Origin of the sequence: Nonomuraea sp. NPDC005650, assembly GCF_040605375.1 — a bacterium.
GTDB lineage: Bacteria > Actinomycetota > Actinomycetes > Streptosporangiales > Streptosporangiaceae > Nonomuraea.
In genome coordinates this window covers 118745-138724 of the sequence record NZ_JBEXCR010000029.1, presented here as the reverse complement: position 1 = coordinate 138724, position 19980 = coordinate 118745, and the positions used below count along the sequence as shown (strand labels likewise).

The window sequence follows — 19980 nt, the reverse complement described above, 5'->3', positions numbered from 1 at the left end:
GATGTAATATCTCCGCATGCCCACCCAGCAGCCCCCTGCCAGGCGCGAACGCAAGAAGGCCGAGACCCGGCGCGCCATCGCGGACGCGGCCCTGCGCCTGTTCGCCCTGCGGGGGTTCGACGCGGTGACCGTCAACGAGGTCGCCGAGGCGGCGGACGTGTCGGCCAAGACCGTGTTCAACTACTTCCCCGTCAAGGAGCAGCTCTTCTTCGAGCACGAGCCGCTGCTGGCGGGCGACCCGGCCGAGGTGGCGCGGCGGCGCGGGCCGGGCGGGCGGGTGCCGGTCGAGCTGGGCCGGATCCTGCGTGCCGAGCCGGCCGGCGACCTGGCGCTCTTCGGCCGGATCTACCGCGGGAGCGAGACCCTGCGCGCCTACGGCCGCGAGCTCTTCGCGGCGCGCGAGCACGCGCTGGCCGAGGCGCTGGCCGGAGAGACGACCAGGGAGACGGCAGGGCAGACGGCCAGGGAGACGGGTGGCCTCAGGCCGCGGATCCTGGCGGCCTCCGCGCTCGGGCCCGTGCGGCAGGTGTGGGAGTCGATCCTGCTGGAGGCCGCCGAGCGGGTGCCCCCCGGCGAGGCCGTCGCGCGGGGCGTGCGCACGCTGGAGGAGGCGTACGCCGTGCTGGGCGGCGCGTTCGAGAGCATCCTGCACCGCCAGGATGCGGCGCCGCACCACGCTCCCCCGATCCCCGAGGAGCAGCCGCGCGCGCTCCGCGGCGAGCGGCCGAGCATCAGGCGGGTCGCCGACCTCGCGGGGGTGAGCGCGACGACCGTGTCCCACACGCTCAACGGCCGGCGGCCCGTGGCGGACGAGACGCGGCGGCGCGTGCTGCGGGCCATCGAGGAGCTCGGTTACCGGCCCAACGTCCTGGCCCGCGGCCTGCGCACCAGCCGCAGCCAGACGATCGGGCTGATCATCCCCGACATCACCAACCCGTTCTACCCGGCGCTGGCCCGCGGCCTGCAGGACGTGCTCGGCCCGGCGGGCTACGACCAGATCATCAGCAACACCGACGGCGTCCGGCGCACCGAGCAGGCCGCGATCGAGCACATGATCGCCCGCCAGGTCGACGGCCTGGCCTTCGCCGTGTTCCACACCCACGCCGAGGACCTGCTGCCGGCCATCGAGGCCGGCATCCCGGTGGTCCGGCTGGGCGGCAGGCTGGTCCAGCACGGCGTGGACCTGGTGCACAGCGACGACGAGGGCGGCGCGGCCGAGGCCACCCGCCACCTGCTCGGCTGCGGCTACCGCAGGATCGCCTTCGTGTGCGGCCCGGCCGCCGAGGGCCCGGCCGCCGAGCGGGTGGCCGGCTACCGCGCGGCGCTCGCCGACGCCGGCGTGCCGCCCGACCAGGCCCTCGTGGCGCACACCCACTTCAGCCGCGCGGGCGGCGCCGAGGGCGTGGCCCGGCTGCTGGAGCTCGCCGAACCGCCCGACGCCGTCCTGTGCGCGAACGACGTCATGGCGATCGGCGCCCTGGACGTGGCGGCGCAGCGGGGCCTGCGCGTTCCCGAGGACCTGGCCGTGATGGGCTTCGACGACATCGACGCCGCCGGCATGGTCTCGCCCGGCCTGACCACCATGGCCAACCCGGCCCGCGAGATCGGCCAGGCCACGGCCGTGCGGCTGCTCGAACGGCTGCGCGGCGCCATCGACGAGCCGTCGACCGAGCTCGTCGTCCCCGCGCGCCTCGTACGCCGTCAATCCGCCTGAGGCCTGAACGCGGACTCTTGACACCGCATCCGTTACGTGTAGATTTCGGGAACATCTTAACGATTTGCGCGCGCAGCCGATCCCACGGAGCATCCTTCACCCCCGAGAGGACGCCATGATCGCAAAACGTCGGAATCTCGCTCTCGTCCTCCTCTTAGCGGCCCTGGCCTGGCTGCCGCAGGCCACGCCGGCGGCCGCGGCGAAGCTGTCGAGGAACGTGCACCTGTTCTACTACCCCTGGTACGGCACGCCCGCCGGTGGCGAGTGGCGTCATTGGCAGCAGGGCGGCCACACCCCGCCCGAGGACGTCGGCGCCGACCTCTACCCCGCCCTTGGCGCCTACGACTCCGGCGACTCCCGGGTCCTGGCCCAGCACATGAAGTGGATCGGGCAGACCGGCGCCGGTGTGATCGTCTACAGCTGGTGGGGCCAGGGCGGCTACGAGGACGGCCTCGCCGGGCGCGTCATGGACGCCGCGGCCAAGCGGGGCATCAAGGTCGCCTGGCACCTGGAGCCGTACGAGGGCCGCACGGCCGCCTCGACCGTCGAGGACATCCGCTACCTGCACCAGCGGTACGGCTCGCACCCGGCCTTCGACAACGTCTTCTACGTGTTCTGGAGCCTGCAGGTCGCCGACTGGTCCGCGCTGGAGGCGGTGAACAAGGACAACGTCATCCTCGCCCAGACCACCGACACCACCAAGATCGAGCACTTCAACGGCATGTACACCTATGACGGCATCGCCGGGGCCACCGCGCCGGGCTGGAAGCAGGCCGGCGAGTACGCCAAGGCCCACGGGCTGATCTGGGCGCCCTCGGTCGCGCCCGGCTACATCGACGACCGCGCCGTGCCCGGCAACACCACGCCGACGGTCGCCCGCGCCGACGGCGCCGCCTACGACAGGCAGTGGACCAACGCCCTGGACCCGGCCATCGGCGGCTCGCCGACCTGGGTGTCGGTCACCTCCTTCAACGAGTGGCACGAGGGCTCGGTCATCGAGCCGGCCGACGGCACCCCGCCGTCCGGCCACGGTTACCAGACCTTCCAGGGCGCCTACGGCAAGCAGGGCAGGGCCGCCGAGACCGCCTATCTGGACCGCACGCGGTACTGGGTCGAGAAGTTCGAGAACGTGCGCTAGCCGTACGGGAAGGAAAGACCGATGACAACGGTGGGCAAGCGCGTGCTCGGCCTGGCCGCGGCGCTCGTGATGGGACTCGCGGCCTGCTCCAGCGGCGGTGGCGGTGGCGGTGGCGGGCAGGAGCAAGCCGGGCAGTCGTTGCGGATGTGGACGTTCAAGAAGTCGCACGCCGACGCGTTGAACAAGGCGGCGGCGCAGTTCAAGGCCAAGACGGGCATCAGCGTCACGGTCGAGGCGGTCACCCCCGACGACGTGTTCGTCAGCAAGGTCCAGAGCGCCGCCCAGACCAACGGCCTGCCGGACGTGCTGGAGGTGCACGCGGCCGGCGAGGACTTCGAGATGGGCTCGTCGGGCCTGCTGCAGGACCTCGCGGCCGACGTCACCGGCGACTGGAAGCAGCGCCTGCTGCCCTCCACGCGGGAGAGCGGCGTGCTGACCCAGAAGAAGATCGACTCGGTGGCCGTCGACTCCCCCATCAAGAACGGCAAGGCCGGGCAGCGCTTCTCCGTGCCGTTCACGGCCGGAGCCTTCGGCATCGTCTACGCCAACAAGGACAAGCTCCGGGCGGCCGGGCTCGATCCGGACACCCCGCCGAAGTCGTGGGAGGAGTTCCTGAAGGCGCTGGAGGCCACGACCGGCAAGAGCCAGGGCGGGCTGTCGCTGGGGCTGAAGATCTCCCAGACCGGCTTCAACTGGATCTATCAGCCGCTGGCCTTCGCCTACCTCGGCAAGGAGCGTTTCCACGCGCTGTTCGGCAAGGGCACCACGCAGGGCTTCGCCTCGCCGGACGGAGTCAAGACGCTGGAGACGTACGCCAAGCTGACGCCGTACTGGATGCCCGGCGCCACGACGCTGGGCATCGACGAGGCCGACGTCGCCTTCGCGCAGGGCAAGTCGGCCTTCGACGTGGGCGGCACGTTCACGCTGGCCTTCCTCGCACAGAACGGGATGAGCCCCGACAAGGTGCTCGCCTTCCCGATCCCGCCGTCGGCCGAGGGCACGCACAAGCAGATCTCGATGGCGCCGCTGGCGCTGACCGGGCTCGGCGTGACGGCCACGACGAAGAACCGCGAGGCGGCGATCAAGTGGATCGACTGGGTGACCTCGCCCGAGGGCGCGGGCATGGTGGCCAAGGAGTCGCTCGACCTGCCCGCGACCGACCTGGGCACCCAGGCCGAGGCCCTGCTCGGCAAGGACCTGGCCGCGCTGCAGAAGTACTTCACCGGGCCGCCGGAGAGCGCCTACGAGGCGGCCGACGACAGCTTCTTCCCCTCCGACTGGGACCAGGTCAAGCCCGGTGACCTCACCGTGCGGCTGACGCCGCTGAAGGAGCTCGGCCCGCAGCAGGCGGGCACGGAGCTGGACAAGGTCATGGCGTCGATGTGGAAGTCCACCCAGTGACGACGACCGTCGAACTCCCCGCCCGGCGGCTGCGCGAGCGGCCGCCGGCGCGGGCGGGGGCGGCCCGCCGGCGGCGCCGGCTGGTCGGATGGGCCTTCGTCGCGCCCGCGGTCGTGCTGTTCCTGGTGATGGGCGCCTACACGATCGCCAGCGGGTTCCTGCTGAGCTTCGCCAAGTGGAACGGCTTCACGCCCGACTGGCGCTGGGTCGGGCTCGGCAACTACGCCGACCTGCTGTACGCGGACCCGTCGCTCGCCGCCGACCTGCGCCGGGCCGCGGGGAACACGGCGCAGGTGATGGTCGCCGTGCCGCTGCTGACCGTGGCCGTCTCCCTGCCGCTCGCGGTGATGCTGAACTCCATCACCCGCCTGCGCGCCGTTCTCCGCTCCGTCTACTTCCTGCCGTACGTGACCAGCGGCATCGCCGTCTACTACGCCTGGCGTTACGTGCTGCAGCCCGACGGCGCGATCAACCTGCTGCTCGGCTCGCTGGGCCTGGGCGGTCTGCGGCAGCCGCAGGGCTTCCTCGGCAACCCGGACACCGCGCTGCCGACGCTGATCGTCGTCCTGGTGTGGTCGAGCGTGCCCGTGGCCACGCTGCTCTACCTCAGCGGGCTGCAGGCCATCGACCGCGGCATCGTCGAGGCCGCGCGCATCGACGGCGCCGGCTCCTGGCACGTGCTGCGGCGCGTCATCTGGCCGCTGCTGCGGCCCATCACCGTGGCCGTCGTGCTGCTCGGCGTCCGCGACGCGCTGCACGGCTTCCAGATCTTCCTGATCACGACCAACGGCGGGCCCGGCGGGCACACCGACGTGCTGGGGCTGATGGCGTACCGGCTGGCGTTCATGAAGGGCCTGGCGCCCTCGCTCGGCCACGCGAGCGCGCTGGGCTGGCTGCTGTTCGCCGGAGCCGTCCTGCTGACCCTGGCCAACGCGCGGCTGCTCCGGAGGGTCCAGTGAAGCGTTTCGCCTATGCCGGGCTGTTCGTCTACGCCCTGATCAGCGTGTATCCGTTCCTGTGGATGGTGACGGGCGCCTTCAAGACCCGCGGCGAGATCCTCGAGGGCAACCTGCTGCCGCGCGAGCCCACGCTCGACACCCTCATCGCCACGTGGGGCCGGCTGCACTTCCTGGACTACTTCCTCAACAGCCTCAAGGTCACGGCGATGACGGTGATCGGCGTGCTGGTGGTCTACAGCCTGGCCTCCTACGCCTTCGCCGTCCTGGACTTCCCCGGCCGCCGGTTCCTGTACTGGTTCTTCGTGGCGCTGCTGTTCGTGCCGGGCATCACGGTGCTGCTGCCGGTGGTGATCCTGGAGAAGAACCTCGGGCTGCTGGGCGGCCATCTGGGGCTGGTGCTGCCCTTCGTCAACGGCACCGCGCCGCTGACGGTGCTGCTGCTGACCAACAGCTACGGCTCCATCCCCCGCGACCTGCGCGAGGCCGCCAGGTCGGACGGCGCGGGCGAAGCGCGGATCTTCTGGTCGGTGTATCTGCCGCTCGCCAAACCGGCGCACATCACCGTCGCCGTGCTGACGGCGGTGCCGACGTGGAACGAGTACGTGCTGACGCGGGTGTCGCTCTCGGACCGGTCGCTGTTCACCCTGCCGCTGGGACTCGAGTCGCTCATCGCCAGTGACGTGCCGAGCTACAACGAGGTCATGGCCGCCTCCCTGATCATCGTGCTGCCGGTGATCGCGCTCTTCCTGTTCCTGCAGCGGTACTTCGTCAACGGGCTGGTGGGGGCGATCAAGGGCTGATCGAGCACCGGCCCGGGTGCGCGGCACAGACCTCCGACCACGTGACATGCCACATCCCGACCCCCCGAAAGGTGAGCATGGTGAAGAGGTTGTTACGGTCCCTCCCCCTGCTGGCGATCGTCGGCGCGTTGCTGTCCGGGACGCCGGCGCTGGCCTCACCGGCCGACGCCGCGTTCGACCAGTCCGCGGGAGCGCTGGACGTCGACCACGCGGGTTACCTGTCCAAGCACGACATCGTCTACAACAGGCCCAACACCAACCCGCTGTACGGCATGACCGTGGGCAACGGCCGTACCGGAGCGATGGTCTGGAGTCAGAACGGGCTGACGATGCAGACCTCGGGGGTGGACCTGTCCCAGCAGTCCGCGTTCGCGGCGGGGCTGGTCAACCTGGCCACCAGCCCGGGCATGGACACCGGGTACACGAACTTCCAGCAGCGGCTGTCCCTGTACGACGGCACCCTCACCACCAAGTACGACTCCAACCGCACCGTCACCGTCATGGGGTCGCCGAACTCCGAGGTGATGGGCATCCACGTGGACGACAGCCGCGGCGGTGTCTCCAGCGTGGCCCTGACCCTGAGCATGTGGGACACGGCGAACCTCCAGAACAGCGGCGATGTGCCCGACCTGAACACCTGGAAGACCGTCTCGACCTTCGCCGACGCGAGCGCCGCCGGCCTGAGCCGGGGGCAGAGCGACGCCGACGGGTTCGGCTACACGCTGGCCGCCACGGTCGAGGGCGCGAGCTACTCCACCCAGGTCGTCGACTCCCGCACGGTACGGCTCACCATCACGCCCACCTCCAGCTACACCATCTGGTTCACCGCGGCCGGCCGGGTCAACGCCCCCAACCGCGACTCGGCAGGGCAGGCCCGCAACCAGCTCGCCGCCGTGAAGTCCACCGGGTACGCGACCACGTTCGCCAACTACCGCAACTGGTGGCACGCCTTCTGGGCCAAGTCGTTCGTCCAGTATTCCGGCCTGTCCGGCGACGCGGACTACCTGGAGAACGTCTACTACCTGTCCACGTACATGATCGCCGCGGGCGGCTACGGCAACTACCCGGCCCACTTCATCAACGGCGTCTTCAGGGCGACCCAGGACAACACGAAGTGGAGCAACGCGTACTGGTACTGGAACCAGCGTGACGTCTACCTGTCCTTCCTCGCCTCCAACCATCCCGACCTCATCGACAGGCACAACAACCTGTACGCCAGGAACTACAACGCCCTGAAGTCGTACACCCAGACGCGGTACAACGTCGACGGCCTGTGGGTACCGGAGACCATGGGCTGGGACGGCAACGCGCGCGGCACGGTCAACAGCGACTACACCAAGAACATCCTGTCGACCGGCTACGAGGCCGCCTACAGCATGTACCTGCGCTACCGCTACACCGACGACGCGAACTACCTGCGCGACGTGGCCTACCCGTTCATGCGGGAGACGGCGAAGTTCTACTCGGCCATGCTCTCCCACGACGCGGCCACGAACACGTACTACCTGGCCAACTCCAACTCGCACGAGACGTACTGGAACGTCCGCAACGCGATCACCGACCTGGCCGCCGTGCGCGCGATCTTCCCCCTGACGATCGAGGTCAGCCGGCAGCTCGGGGTGGACGCGGGGCTGCGGTCCACGTGGCAGAACGTGCTCGACCACCTGGTGCCCTACGTGGTCTCGAACGGCGCCTACCAGCCGCACCAGCCGCCGATCTCGCAGACCAGGAACAACGAGAACGTCTCCGCCGAGCTGATCTGGCCGTACGACCTGACCGGGATCGGCTTCCCCGACCACCAGACCGCGGTCAGCACCTGGAACCAGCGGCCCTTCCCCTACGGCAACGTGTGGTCCAACGACGCCGTGCAGGCCGCCCGGCTGGGCCTCGGCGACCAGGCGTACAACGGCATGAAGACCATGCTGCAGAAATACCAGAACTACCCGAACGGCATGACGAACAACACCAACGGCGTCTTCGAGTACCTGGGCGTGCACCTCACGGCGCTCAACGAGTCGCTCATGCAGAGCTACAACGGCAGGATCCGGGTGTTCCCCGCCGTGCCGGCCGACTCCTCGTTCGTCGGCAAGTTCACCCTGCTGGCCAAGGACGGCTTCCTGGTCAGCTCCGAGCGGGAGGCCGGCGAGGTCAAGTACGTCGGACTGAAGAGCGTGTACGGCAAGCAGGCCACCGTGGTCAACCCGTGGGGCACCCAGCAGGTCCGCGTCCGCCGCACCTCCGACAACGCGACCATCACGACGAGCTCGAGCGCGGAGATCGGCTTCGCCACCGCCGCCGGATCCGTCTACGTGGTGGAGCGCACCGCGAAGCCGCTCGGCTCCTACACCGCCACCCGGCTCACCGGCACCGCCAACCAGGGCGTGAAGTCCCTGAGCGGCACCGCCTCCACCCTGGGCCTCCCGACCGGGTCGGCGCCGTCCGGCGCGATCAGCCTGCGCTCGCGCGCCAACAACCTGTACGTGTCCGCCGAGAACGCCGGCGCCCAGCCCTTGATCGCCAACCGCGCGACGATCGGCGGCTGGGAGCAGTTCGACCGCGTGGACCTCGGCAACGGCAACATCGCCCTCAGGGCCAGGGCCAACGGCAAGTACGTGGCCGCGGAAAGCGCCGGAGCGCAACCGTTGATCGCCAACCGCGACGCCGTCGGACCCTGGGAGACCTTCCAGCTCGTCAACAACCCTGACGGCACCATCAGCCTCAAAGCCCAGGCCAACGGCCAGTACGTCTGCGCCGACAACGCCGGCGCCGCGCCGCTCATCGCCAACCGCACCGCCATCGGACCCTGGGAGTCGTTCGACCTGATCACCGGCTGACGGCCTTCGTGGCGCGCCGGCTCTCCCCGGCGCGCCACGACACAGGTCAGCCTGCCTTCTTCACGGACAGGCGGGCGATGAGCGCGTCCGTGTCGCGGGCCAGCACCTGGCGGAGCTCCTCCACCGTCACCAGCGCCGGCGCTGCGTCCCAGGACGCCCGGACAGCTCGCCGTCGACATCGCCGACGAGCTCGACTTCGCCCGCGCCGAACTGCGCGACCTGGGAGTGACGGCATGACGCCGCAGCTCAAGGACCTCGGGCCTGCGGCGGACACCGCGCGGGCACGCGCGATGTCCGCCGCCACGACGTCACGTGGGAAAGTGCTCAGCCCGTGTAGTCGGTGGCGTGGGTCTCACCGCTCGGCCACAGGTATCTGCCGTGGTCGGCCGTCGTGTAGGTCTGGTTGTCGTCGCCCGTACGGGCCTGGATGAGGTTGCGGCGCCAGGTGGAGCCGCGCGCCGACCCGCCCCAGATGTTGCCGTACAGGAAGCCGTAGAGCTGCTCGAGTTCGGCCGAGAAGACGTTGTCGGTGACCGTGATGTTCGTGGCGTTGTTGACGACACCGATGCTGAGCGCGTACCCCCAGCCGGAGACGTAGTTGTTCGTGACCGAGATGTGGTCGTACACGCCGCTGCCCTGCAGGGCCAGGGCGTTGGTGTTGCCCAGGGAGGCCAGGGTGTTGTGGTCGACGATCATGGGACCGCCGTTGCCTTCGCTCTGCGGGCCGATGCCGTCGTGGTGGTATTCGTCGTGCGACGTATCGGCCATGTCGTGGATGTAGTTGTTCGTCCAGGTCGACGGGCGGTCCGGGAAACCCGTCACCATGATCATGCCCGCGTTGCCCCAGATGTCGTTGTGGTCCATGACGGCCACGGCTTCCTTCATCGTCGTGGCGAGCTGCCAGGAGTCCTCGAACGGCGTGCCGGGCTTGGTGTGGGACGACGAGACGGTGCCGTCGTTGCCGGGCGGCATCGCGTAGGAGCTCGGCTTGAACGTCGAGTAGAGGAACTTGATGTCGTTGTCCGAGTAGATCTGGACGAGGTTGTCGTTGGGGTTGGTGCCCTCGAACAGGCAGCCGACGAACGTCAGGTTGTCGCCGTAGATCAGCACCTTCAGGCCGAGGAAGCGCTTGTAGGAGATGACGCTGTTGTCCGGGAACTCGAGCCTCAGCGGCTTGTCGGCGCTCATGCCCGCCGCGTAGTCGGTGAGCTTGCCCGGGTACGCGCCCAGCCCCAGGCCTCCGGCGTTGGCCGGCGTGTTGGCGTAGCCGGTGTTCGAGAAGTCCGGCCAGTAGCCGGAACCGTCGTTGGGCCGGGCGTCGATGGCGCTCACGGCCTCCGCCGCGCCGCTCGTACGGAATTCGCCGCCGGTGACGACGCTCGTGGAAAGACCGGCGACGAGCAAGGCGAGGGCGACGGCGGCGAAGAAGGAGCTCCGGGCGAACGCGCGGACGAGGGGTAAGCGCCGGGGATTCTCGACGTCCTGGCGATGTGAGGTCTTGATGTCGTGCTCCGATCGGGTCGATTACGAGTCGCCGTGCCGTCCGGCGGCGGCGGTGATCTTTCGGCATCACGTAGTGTGCCGGGGAGACCCGGGGTTTCGGGCGCTTTCTTATAACCACATTGCGCAGCCGAAAAGTCTCTCCCCGTGATCACTCATGCTCTTGCTGGGTGAAAAGTTTTGAGTCGAGGCGAAATAGCGGGAAGGCCCGCGCCCCGATCCGCTCACCCCGACGGCGGCCGAGGCGTGGCGAGCTCGGGCAGGCGCAGCACGAACCGGGCCCCGCGCCGGCTGTCCTCGACGGTCAGGGTTCCGCCGTGGGCCTGGGCGATCTGCCGGGCGATCGGCAGCCCGAGCCCGGTGCCGCCGGGGTCGCGGGCGCGGGAGGCTTCAAGGCGGGTGAAGCGCTGGAAGATGATCTCCCGGTGCTCGGGGGCGATCCCGTCACCGTCATCGCTCACCTCCAGCGTCACGACGTCGGCATCCAGCGTCAGGGTGACGGTGACGGCGGAGGTGGCGTGCCGATCGGCGTTGTCCAGCAGGTTGTTCAGCAACCGGGACAGCTCGATCCGTGAGCCGTCCACCATGACGCCGGGCATGAGGCGGTGGCGCAGGTCAGCCTTGGCGAGGCGGCGCTCCAGCTCGCCGGCGACCAGTTCGGTGAAGTCGATCGGCTCGTGGCGGCCGGTGACGCCGGCGTCCAGCCGCGCTTCCTGGAGCAGGTCGCAGATGAGGGCCTGCATGCGTTCCACGCTGTCCAGGAGCGCGTCGGCGGTGCGCTGCCAGTCGGCCTGGTCCGGGTCGATCAGCGCCTCCTCGATGCGGGTACGTATGGCGGTCAGGGGGCTGCGCAGGTCGTGAGAGGCATCGGAGGCGAAGCGGAGCTGCTGCTCCACCGCGGTATGAGCGCGTTCCAGCGTCCGGTTCGCGGTCTCGGCCAGGGTCCGCAGCTCGTCGCGGTATTTCGGCACGGGCACCCGGTGCCGCAGATCGCCGGATGTGGTGATCTGGGCTAGTTTGCCGCTGATGGCGTCCACGGGCTGCAGGGTCGTGCCCACGATCCGGTAGCTGCCGGCCGTGGCCACCGCGACCAGCAGCAGGCAGCCGGTGGCGAGTGGGATGATCAGCTCGGAGCGGACGTACCAGGGGACGTAGGGGACGGCCATGTCAAGGCGCCAGACGCCGTCGTCGCGGTGGAAGGGGTAGGCGAGGACGATCATACAGCGGCCGGGGAAAACCCTTGTGTCGCAGGAGGTGGTGGTGGCGTAGGCGTCGGGATCCGGGCGCAGGTTCGTCATCGGCGGCTTGCCCGCCATGTCATGGGTGGCCGTGACCAGGGTGCCGGCCGGGTCGAACACCTGGATCGCCGGTCCTGGGCCGCTCTCGGCCAGATCGGGGACGTGCCGGCGCATTTGGGCGCCGAGGCTCGCGGCGCCGGTGAAGAGCTGATCGGTCCGGTATTCGATGGCCGCCTGCCGGCTCATCAGCACGATGAACACCGCCATGGCGGTGCACATCAGTGCCGTGACGACGCCGGCCACCATGGCCAGGCGGCACCTGATCGAATAACGATGCCACCAGCTCACTCTGATCACCCCTCCTGATCAGAGACACCGCGATACCCCCTTTGTTCCTTACCGGTTCACGGAAAAGCGACGACCAAAAGATGGCAAACGTCAGCACCGATGCATGAAACACCCATACCGCGGCATGGGTATGCGGTCAGCCCCGCTACGACGCGGGCGAATCCGTGCTCTCCCGAAATGCCAGCCGATGCGGCACGCACACCTCGTGCGCCCTGTCCGTCCCGCCGCTCAGCCGCTCGGCCAGCAGGTCGACCGCCGACTGCGCGATCAGCGCCTTGTCGGGCGCCACGGTCGACAGCGTGGGCGTGGCGAACCGGCCGTCCTGGATGTCGTCGAACCCCATCACCATCACCTCGCCCGGCACCTCGTACCCCCGCTTGAGCAGCGTTCGCAGGGCGCCCAGCGCGAGCGTGTCGTTGAAGCAGAAGACCGCGTCCGGCGCGCCTGAGTCGAGCAGGCGGCTCATGGCCTCGGCGCCGTCGGCGCGCCCCCAGCGCGCGACCGGCGCGACGAGTGACGGGTCGGCGGGGATTCCGGCCTCGGCGAGCGCCTGCTGGTAGCCCTTCAGCCGCAGGCGGCCCGTCGCGGCGACGGCCGTGCGCTGCACGCCGATGGCGGCGATCCTGCGCCTGCCGCGCTCGGCCAGGTGCAGGGTGGCCGCCCGCGCGGCGGCCACGTTGTCGATGCCGACGTGATCGTACGGCGAGCGGCCCATCCCGATGCGCTCCCCGAGCAGCACCATCGGCGTACGCTCGTCGCGCCCGGCCAGGTCCTTGCCCGTGAGCGCGAGCGGGCTGAACAGCAGCCCGTCGATGAGGTGGTCGCGGATCCCGGAGACCACCACGCGTTCCTTGGCCCGGTCGCCCTGGGTCTGGTCGATGAGCACGGTCCAGCCTCGCCGGTCAGCCGCCTCGATGACGTTCGTGGCCAGCTCGGCGAAGTAGGGGTTGTCCAGGTCGGGCACCGCCAGCGCGACCACGCCGGAGCGGCCCGCGCGCAGGCTGCGCGCCGACAGGTTCGGCCGGTAGGAGAGCTCGGCTATCGCCGCCTCCACCCGGGCGCGCGTCTCGCCACTGACATGGGGATAGTCGTTGACCACGTTGGACACGGTCTTGATCGACACCCCGGCCAGCTCGGCGACGTCCTTCAGCCTCGGCCGCACCATGCCCCCTTCGCCATCGGCACCCTACCTGGTTTACAACGATGTAACGAACTGGCGCCAGGCAATTTACAACGTTGGAACCAACGATGTAAAACGTCCGTAACCTCACGGGCAGGAGTGATCTGGCATGTCCCTCGACAACCTCTCCAGGCGGCGCGCACTGGGCCTGGGCCTCGGTGCGCTGGTCATCGGCGCCGCGGGCTGCGGCGGGGGCGGCGGCCCCAAGCAGGCGCAGGCGCCGGCCACCACGGCGGCGCCCACCGAATACACCGGCCCCTCGGTCTCGCTGAAGTTCTGGAACGGCTTCACCGGCGGCGACGGCCCGGTCATGAAGAAGCTGGTGGACCAGTTCAACGCCGAGCACCCGAACATCCAGGTGTCGATGAACGTCTACAAGTGGGAGGACTACTACGCGAAGGTCCCCGCGGCCGTCTCCGCAGGTCAAGGCCCCGACCTCGGCATCATGCACGTCGACAGCGTGGCCACCAACGCGGCCCGCCAGGTGGTCCTGCCCCTCGACGACGTGGCCAACGCGCTCGGCCTCACCGAGGCGGACTTCTCCCCGCCGGTCTGGAAGGCCGGCGTCTACAAGGGCGCGCGCTACTCGATCCCGCTCGACGTGCACCCGCTCGGCATGTTCTACAACAAGACGGTCATGAAGCAGGCCGGGCTCGACCCGGAGCAGCCGCCCAAGACCGGCGAGGAGTACCTGGCGGCGCTGGAGGCGCTGAAGAAGGCGGGCATCCAGGGGCACTGGGCCACGCCGTTCCCGTTCACCGGAAGCATGCAGTTCGGGACGCTGCTCTACCAGAACGGCGGCCAGCTCTTCGCCGACGACGCCGGCGTCTCGCGCTTCGCCGAGGACCCCGGCGTGCAGGCCCTGACCTGGCTCGTCGACCTCGTCAACAAGGGCTACAGCCCCAAGAACGTCGGCCAGGACGCCGACTTCATCGCCCTGCAGAACGGCAAGGCCGCGTTCAACTGGAACGGCATCTGGTCCATCAACACGCTCAAGGAGATCAAGGGCCTGGAGTGGGGCGTCGCGCCGCTCCCGCAGATCGGGGCGAAACCGGCGGCGTGGGCGGGCTCGCACCAGTTCGTGGTGTTCAAGCAGCGTACGCCCGACCAGAACAAGCTGACCGCGGCCAAGGTGTTCATCAACTGGATCAGCAGCCACTCGCTGGAGTGGGCCAAGGGCGGCCAGGTGCCGGCGCGCAAGTCGATCCGCGACAGCGCGGAGTTCGCGGCGCTGAAGGAGCAGGCCACGATCGGCACCCAGATCGACTACCTGTACTTCCCGCCGTCGGTGGCGGGCATCGGGGACGCCTCCGCGGTCGTCGACCAGGCGATCAACGCGGCGATCCTGCTCAAGAAGAGCCCCAAGGACGCGCTCACGGAGGCCGCCGCAAAGGCCGACAAGATCCTTGAGGCCAACCGGAAGAAGTACGGCGCCTGATGGTCGCGATCTCAGCGGAAGAGACGCTGGGGCGGGAGGTGCGCGTTCCCCGATCGGGCAAGGCGACGCCGTACCTGTTCCTGGCGCCGTACCTGATCCTGTTCTCCGTGTTCGTGCTGGCCCCGGCCCTGTTCGGGATCTGGGTGAGCCTGCACGACTGGGACTACCTGCTCGAGGGCAAGCCGTTCGTCGGCCTGGACAACTACACGGCGCTGTTCGACGACCAGTCGGCCGTCTACGGCGACTTCTGGATGTCGATGCGGGCGACCGGGATCTTCACCGTGTTCAGCGTGCCGTTCCTGGTCGTGCTGCCGCTCGGGGTGGCGCTGCTGCTCAACCGGCCCTTCCGGGGCAGGACGCTGTTCCGGGGGCTGTTCTTCGCGCCGTTCGTGCTGGGCGTGGCGGTGGTGTGCCTGATGTGGCGGCTGCTGCTCGACCCGAACCTCGGCCTGGTCGACTGGATACTCGGCACGCCGATCCCCTGGACCACCGCGACGCCGTGGGCCTGGATCGCGCTGGTCGGGGTGACGGTCTGGTGGACGCTCGGGTTCAACGCGGTGATCTACCTGGCCGGGATGCAGGACATCCCGCGCGAGCTGTACGACGCGGCGAAGGTGGACGGCGCGGGGCGGTGGGGCGAGTTCGTCCACGTCACGCTGCCGGGGCTGCGGCCCGTCGCGCTGTTCGTGGTGACGACGACGATCCTGGCCTCGGCGAACATGTTCGGGCAGTCGTACCTGCTGACCCAGGGGGCGCCGGGCGGGGAGACGCGGACCGCGATCATGTACCTGCTCCAGCAGGGGCTCAGGGAGTACAAGATGGGCAGCGCCTCGGCCATGAGCTACCTGCTCACGCTGCTGCTGATCCTGGTCAGCGTGGTCAACTTCCGGCTGTTCAGGACCCGGCCGTGAAGCGCTACACGGGCCTGCTGGCCCTCGCCGTGCTGTTCGTGGGGCCGCTGGTGTGGGCCTTGGGCGTGTCGTTCAAGACGCAGACCGAGGCCACCCGGGTGCCGCCCACGCTGCTGCCGACCGAGCCGACGACGTCCGCGTACGGGACGGTCTTCCAGGGCACCACGGACACGCCGGTGCTGCGCTGGTTCGCCAACAGTCTCATCGCCGCCACGGGGCACATGCTGCTGGTGCTCGCGGTGTCGTCGCTGGCCGCGTACGCGCTGGCCAGGCTGGAGTTCCGCGGCAAGAAGCTGATGTTCGGGATGATCGTCGGCACGCTGCTGGTGCCGGGGTTCGTCTTCCTCATCCCGCAGTTCCTGATCGTCGACCGGCTCGGCTGGCTGGACAGCCTGACGGCGCTCATCGTGCCAGGGGCGGCGGGCGCGTTCGGGGTGTTCTTCCTGCGGCAGTTCTTCCTCGGGCTGCCGCGCGAGCTGGACGAGGCCGCGCTGATGGAGGGCGCCAACCACTGGCACATCTTCTGGCGGGTCACGCTGCCGCTGTCGCGGCCCGCGCTGGCCACGCTGGCCGTGCTGAGCTTCCTGTCCAACTGGAACGACTTCATCTGGCCGATCTACGTGATCTTCAGTCCCGAATACTTCACGCTGCCGCCGGGCCTGTCGATCCTGCAGGGGGCGTACACGATCCACTATCCGGTGATCATGGCGGGCGCGGTGCTGGCCAGCATCCCCGTCCTGATCCTCTTCAGTCTGACCCAGCGGTACGTCATCGAAGGCATCTCTCGTAGTGGCCTGAAGGGCTGACACATGCACTTGGCTGTCATCGCCACACTGATCCTCTCCCTCTTCACCAATCCGGTGTCCGGCTCCTTCTCCGACACGTTCGCCGACCCGTCGGTGATCAGGGGGCAGGACGGCTACTGGTACTCCTACGGCACGTCGGACCCGCTGCGCGAGGGCGAGAAGGTCCTGCACCGGCTGCCGATCGCCCGCTCGGCCGACCTGGTCAACTGGACCTACGTGGGCGACGCGTTCGGGCCGGACAACCTGCCGTCGTACGCGTCGCCGGGCAGCCTGTTCTGGGCGCCGGACATCCGTTACCTCGACGGCCGGTACGTCATGTACTTCACCGTCACCGACACCGCCACCACGCCCGCCAACTGGGACTACTCGATCGGCGCCGCCACGGCGCCCACGCCGGCCGGGCCGTGGACGCACATCGACGCCCCGGTCGTCGCCCCGCGTCCCTCGGGCGGCTCGTACTGGAACACGATCGACCCCTCGCAGTTCACCGACGTGGACGGGCGCAGGTACCTGTACTTCGGCGGGTTCTTCGGCGGCCTGTGGGTGACCGAGCTGTCCGCCGACGGGCTGCGCGCCACCGGGCAGCCGCAGCAGGTCGCGATCGACAACAAGTTCGAGGGCGCGTACGTGGTGCGCCACGACGGCTACTACTACCTGCTCGGCTCCTCGGCGAACTGCTGTGCCGGGCCGACCACCGGCTACTCGGTGCTGGCCGGGCGCTCGACCAGCCCGCGCGGGCCGTTCGTCGACCGCGAGGGCGTGCCGCTGCTGGCCTCGCGCGCCGGCGGCACCCCCGTCCTGGACCAGAACGGCAACCGCTTCATCGGCACCGGCCACCACGCCCAGCTCACCGACCTCTCCGGTCAGGACTGGATGCTCTACCACGCCATCGATCGAAGTGACCCGTTCCTGGACGAGCCGTACGGGATCAACGAGCGGCCCATGCTGCTGGACCGGCTGGACTGGATCGACGGCTGGCCGACCGTGCGTGCGGGGGCCGGGCCTTCCGAGCAGTCGCGGGAGACGCCGGTGACCCGCGGGGTCGTGGACGACCGGTTCGCGGGCGATCTGTCGGGCTGGCGGAACCCGGCCGGCTGGACCGTACAGGATGGACATGTCCGTGGCCAGGGCACGCTCATCAGCCGTAAGTCGCTCGGCGGGGACGTCCGCGTCGAGACCGACCTCAGGACGGACAAGTCCGCCGGGATCCGCATCGGCGGCACGTCCGCGGTCGTTTCGCCCGCCGGGCTGACGCTCACCTCGGGCGGCGCGTCCCGTACGGTGGCGCTGCCCGGAGGGGCCGCGACCTGGCACAACCTGGCTCTCACCGTCGAGGGACGGACGATCACCGCCGAGGTGACCGAGGCCCGGCTCCGTGACCCGCAGGCGAGCGTCACCGTCACGGGCAGCGCGAGCGGCCCGATCGGGCTGGTCTCCGACGGGGGCGCCGACTTCGACAACGTCTCCGCCGCCCCGCTGTTCAAGGCCGTCACCAAGGCGGCGCCGACGCCGCGTACGGGCAGGCTGCTGGACGCCGACGAGTTCGGCGGGCCGCTCGACTCCCGCTGGACCTGGGTGCGGCAGGACGCCGCGGCCAAGACCGAGGAGGGCGTGCTGCGCTGGCCCGTCCAGGGCGCCGACCTGGTCGGGGCCGGCAACCAGGCGTCGGTGCTGCTGCGCGAGGCCCCCAAGGGCGACTACGTCGTGGAGACCAAGGTCACGCTCGACCTGGGCGAGGACGCCGTCCGCAACTACCAGCAGGCCGGGCTGGTCGCCTACGCCTCCGACGACGACTTCGCCCGCCTGTCCCAGGTCGCCATCTGGAACACCCGCCAGGTCGAGTACGGCCGCGAGCTGACCTTCGCCGGCCGCCTGTCCTACGGCGGCAACATCGTCGGCCCGCCCGCCAGGACCACCTGGCTGCGGCTGGCGCACCACGTGGACCCGGCCAACGGGGAGCACGAGTTCCGCGCCGGATCCAGCCGCGACGGCAAGACCTGGACCTGGGGCGGCGTGTGGACCTTCCCCAAGGACACGGCCGTGCGCATCGGCCTGGTCGCCCACGGCGGGGCCCAGCCGGCCGTCAACGCCGACTTCGACTACGTACGCGTCTACCGAGGAGCCTGACCTGTGCCGCAAGCACACCTGACCCTTGACCCCTCTTTCCGCATCGCCCCCGTCAACCGGCGCCTGTTCGGCTCGTTCGTCGAGCACATGGGCCGGTGTGTCTACACCGGCATCTACGAACCCGGCCACCCGGCGGCGGACGACCACGGCTTCCGCACCGACGTGCTGGAGCTGACCCGCGAGATGGGCGTGAGCGTGGTCCGCTACCCGGGAGGCAACTTCGTCTCCGGCTACCGCTGGGAGGACGGCGTCGGCCCCAACCGGCCCTCCCGGCTGGACCTGGCCTGGCGGCAGATCGAGACGAACGCGTTCGGGCTCAACGAGTTCATGACCTGGACCCGGGCCGCCGGGGTGGAGCCGATGATGGCCGTCAACCTCGGCACCCGGGGCCTCCAAGAGGCGTGTGACCTGCTCGAATACGCCAACCACCCCTCGGGTACGGAGTGGTCGGACCTGCGGGTCAAACACGGGGTGACCGACCCGTACGGGATCAGGCTCTGGTGTCTCGGCAACGAGATGGACGGCCCCTGGCAGGTCGGCCACAAGACCGCGCACGAGTACGGACGGCTCGCGAACGAGACCGCCAAGGCCATGCGGCTCGTCGACCCCGACGTCGAGCTGGTGCTGTGCGGCAGCTCCAACAGCGGGATGCCGACGTTCGGCGCGTGGGAGGCCACCGTCCTCGAACACGCCTACGACGCGGTCGACTACCTGTCGCTGCACAACTACTACGAGGAGAACGGCGACCTGCCCGGCTTCCTCTGCAGCGCCGTGGACATGGATCGCTACATCTCGGCCATCGTGGCCACGGCCGACCACATCGGGGCGAAGCTCCGGCGCAAGAAGAAGATCAACCTGTCCTTCGACGAGTGGAACGTCTGGAACCAGAGCCGGTTCACCGGGCGCGAGCGCTCGCCGTTCCAGGAGGCGCCGGAGCTGATCGAGGACACCTTCACCGCCGCCGACGCCGTGGTGGTGGGGGACTTCCTGATCACGCTGCTGCGGCACGCCGACCGGGTGAGCATCGCCTGCCAGGCGCAGCTCGCCAACATCATCGCGCCGATCAGGACCGAGCCCGGCGGCCCGGCCTGGCGTCAGACGATCTTCCACCCGTTCGCGCTGACGGCCCGGCACGCGCGCGGCACCGTGCTACGGGTGGAGCCGTCCGGGCCGCTCCTGGAGACCGGACGGTACGGCGAGGCGCCCGCGCTGTCGGCGGTGGCCACCGTCGACGGGTCCCAGGTGGCGCTGTTCGCCGTCAACCGGTCGCCCGACCAGGACCTCGACCTCACCGCCCGGCTCCCGGCGGCGGTCAGGCCGGTGTCGGCCTCGGTGATCGCCGCCGGGGACGACCCGCACCGGGTGGAGGCCCTTCCGCAGCCGCTGACCGTACGGGCTGACGGTGACCGGCTGACGGCGCGGCTGCCCGCCGCCTCGTGGACGATGATTCTTGCGGAGTGCGATGATTTGCGCGATCAGCACTGATTCGTAGACCGGGCTGGCGGAGGCCCGGGGCGCCCTGTCGAGGCCGCGGTCCAGCTCGCGCCGGAGCGCGGCCTCGACGACGGCGAGGTGACAGCGGTCGG

At 69.7% G+C, this 19980-nt stretch carries 14 protein-coding genes; 11 read left to right on the top strand and 3 right to left on the bottom strand.

Features of this window, described 5'->3' with window-relative positions; all coding sequences use genetic code 11:
- Positions 1 to 16 precede the first annotated feature (16 nt).
- From ABZS69_RS41450 to ABZS69_RS41425, 6 genes are all read left to right on the top strand, one after another.
- Positions 17 to 1714: a substrate-binding domain-containing protein gene (locus tag ABZS69_RS41450; RefSeq protein WP_355382019.1), complete on the top strand. Its 1698-nt coding sequence runs from the start codon at positions 17 to 19 to the stop codon at positions 1712 to 1714.
- Positions 1715 to 1829: 115 nt separating this feature from the next.
- On the top strand, positions 1830 to 2852 hold the full coding sequence (locus tag ABZS69_RS41445) for a glycoside hydrolase family 99 protein (RefSeq protein ID WP_355382017.1): 1023 nt from the start codon (positions 1830 to 1832) through the stop codon (positions 2850 to 2852).
- Between the two features lie 21 nt (positions 2853 to 2873).
- Entirely contained in the window at positions 2874 to 4253 is a 1380-nt protein-coding gene (locus ABZS69_RS41440; protein WP_355382015.1) for an extracellular solute-binding protein, read from the top strand.
- A complete protein-coding gene (locus ABZS69_RS41435) occupies positions 4250 to 5212 on the top strand; it encodes a sugar ABC transporter permease (protein ID WP_355382013.1) in 963 nt (320 codons plus the stop codon). Before ABZS69_RS41440 ends, ABZS69_RS41435 begins: the two co-directional genes overlap by 4 nt.
- Positions 5209 to 6012: a carbohydrate ABC transporter permease gene (locus ABZS69_RS41430; RefSeq protein WP_355382011.1), complete on the top strand. Its 804-nt coding sequence runs from the start codon at positions 5209 to 5211 to the stop codon at positions 6010 to 6012. Before ABZS69_RS41435 ends, ABZS69_RS41430 begins: the two co-directional genes overlap by 4 nt.
- 77 nt (positions 6013 to 6089) lie before the next feature.
- Positions 6090 to 8846: a glycoside hydrolase family 95-like protein gene (locus ABZS69_RS41425; RefSeq protein WP_355382009.1), complete on the top strand. Its 2757-nt coding sequence runs from the start codon at positions 6090 to 6092 to the stop codon at positions 8844 to 8846.
- A gap of 324 nt (positions 8847 to 9170) precedes the next feature.
- On the opposite strand, the gene ABZS69_RS41420 is transcribed toward ABZS69_RS41425, so the two are convergent.
- The 3 genes from ABZS69_RS41420 to ABZS69_RS41410 form a co-directional block, all read right to left on the bottom strand.
- Positions 9171 to 10250: a hypothetical protein gene (locus ABZS69_RS41420; protein ID WP_355382008.1), complete on the bottom strand. Its 1080-nt coding sequence runs from the start codon at positions 10248 to 10250 to the stop codon at positions 9171 to 9173.
- 320 nt (positions 10251 to 10570) lie between these two features.
- Positions 10571 to 11932, bottom strand: coding sequence for a HAMP domain-containing sensor histidine kinase (locus tag ABZS69_RS41415; RefSeq protein WP_355382006.1), 1362 nt, complete (start codon positions 11930 to 11932; stop codon positions 10571 to 10573).
- Between the two features lie 145 nt (positions 11933 to 12077).
- Positions 12078 to 13097 carry a LacI family DNA-binding transcriptional regulator gene (locus ABZS69_RS41410; protein WP_355382004.1) on the bottom strand — a complete coding sequence of 340 codons (1020 nt, stop codon included), beginning with the start codon at positions 13095 to 13097 and terminating at the stop codon, positions 12078 to 12080.
- A 124-nt stretch (positions 13098 to 13221) separates the two neighbouring features.
- On the opposite strand from ABZS69_RS41410, the gene ABZS69_RS41405 reads away from it, so the two are divergent.
- The 5 genes from ABZS69_RS41405 to ABZS69_RS41385 are packed head-to-tail and all read left to right on the top strand — an operon-like array spanning position 13222 to position 19879.
- Complete coding sequence (locus tag ABZS69_RS41405) at positions 13222 to 14550, top strand: ABC transporter substrate-binding protein (protein ID WP_355382002.1); 1329 nt, start codon at positions 13222 to 13224, stop codon at positions 14548 to 14550.
- Positions 14550 to 15461, top strand: coding sequence for a sugar ABC transporter permease (locus ABZS69_RS41400; protein ID WP_355382000.1), 912 nt, complete (start codon positions 14550 to 14552; stop codon positions 15459 to 15461). The genes ABZS69_RS41405 and ABZS69_RS41400 overlap by 1 nt, the downstream gene beginning before the upstream one ends.
- Positions 15458 to 16267, top strand: coding sequence for a carbohydrate ABC transporter permease (locus ABZS69_RS41395; protein WP_355381998.1), 810 nt, complete (start codon positions 15458 to 15460; stop codon positions 16265 to 16267). The genes ABZS69_RS41400 and ABZS69_RS41395 overlap by 4 nt, the downstream gene beginning before the upstream one ends.
- Before the next feature lie 3 nt (positions 16268 to 16270).
- Complete coding sequence (locus tag ABZS69_RS41390; RefSeq protein WP_355381996.1) at positions 16271 to 18394, top strand: family 43 glycosylhydrolase; 2124 nt, start codon at positions 16271 to 16273, stop codon at positions 18392 to 18394.
- Positions 18395 to 18397: 3 nt separating this feature from the next.
- Positions 18398 to 19879, top strand: a complete 1482-nt coding sequence (locus tag ABZS69_RS41385) for an alpha-N-arabinofuranosidase (protein ID WP_355381995.1) — start codon at positions 18398 to 18400, stop codon at positions 19877 to 19879.
- Positions 19880 to 19980 lie beyond the last annotated feature (101 nt).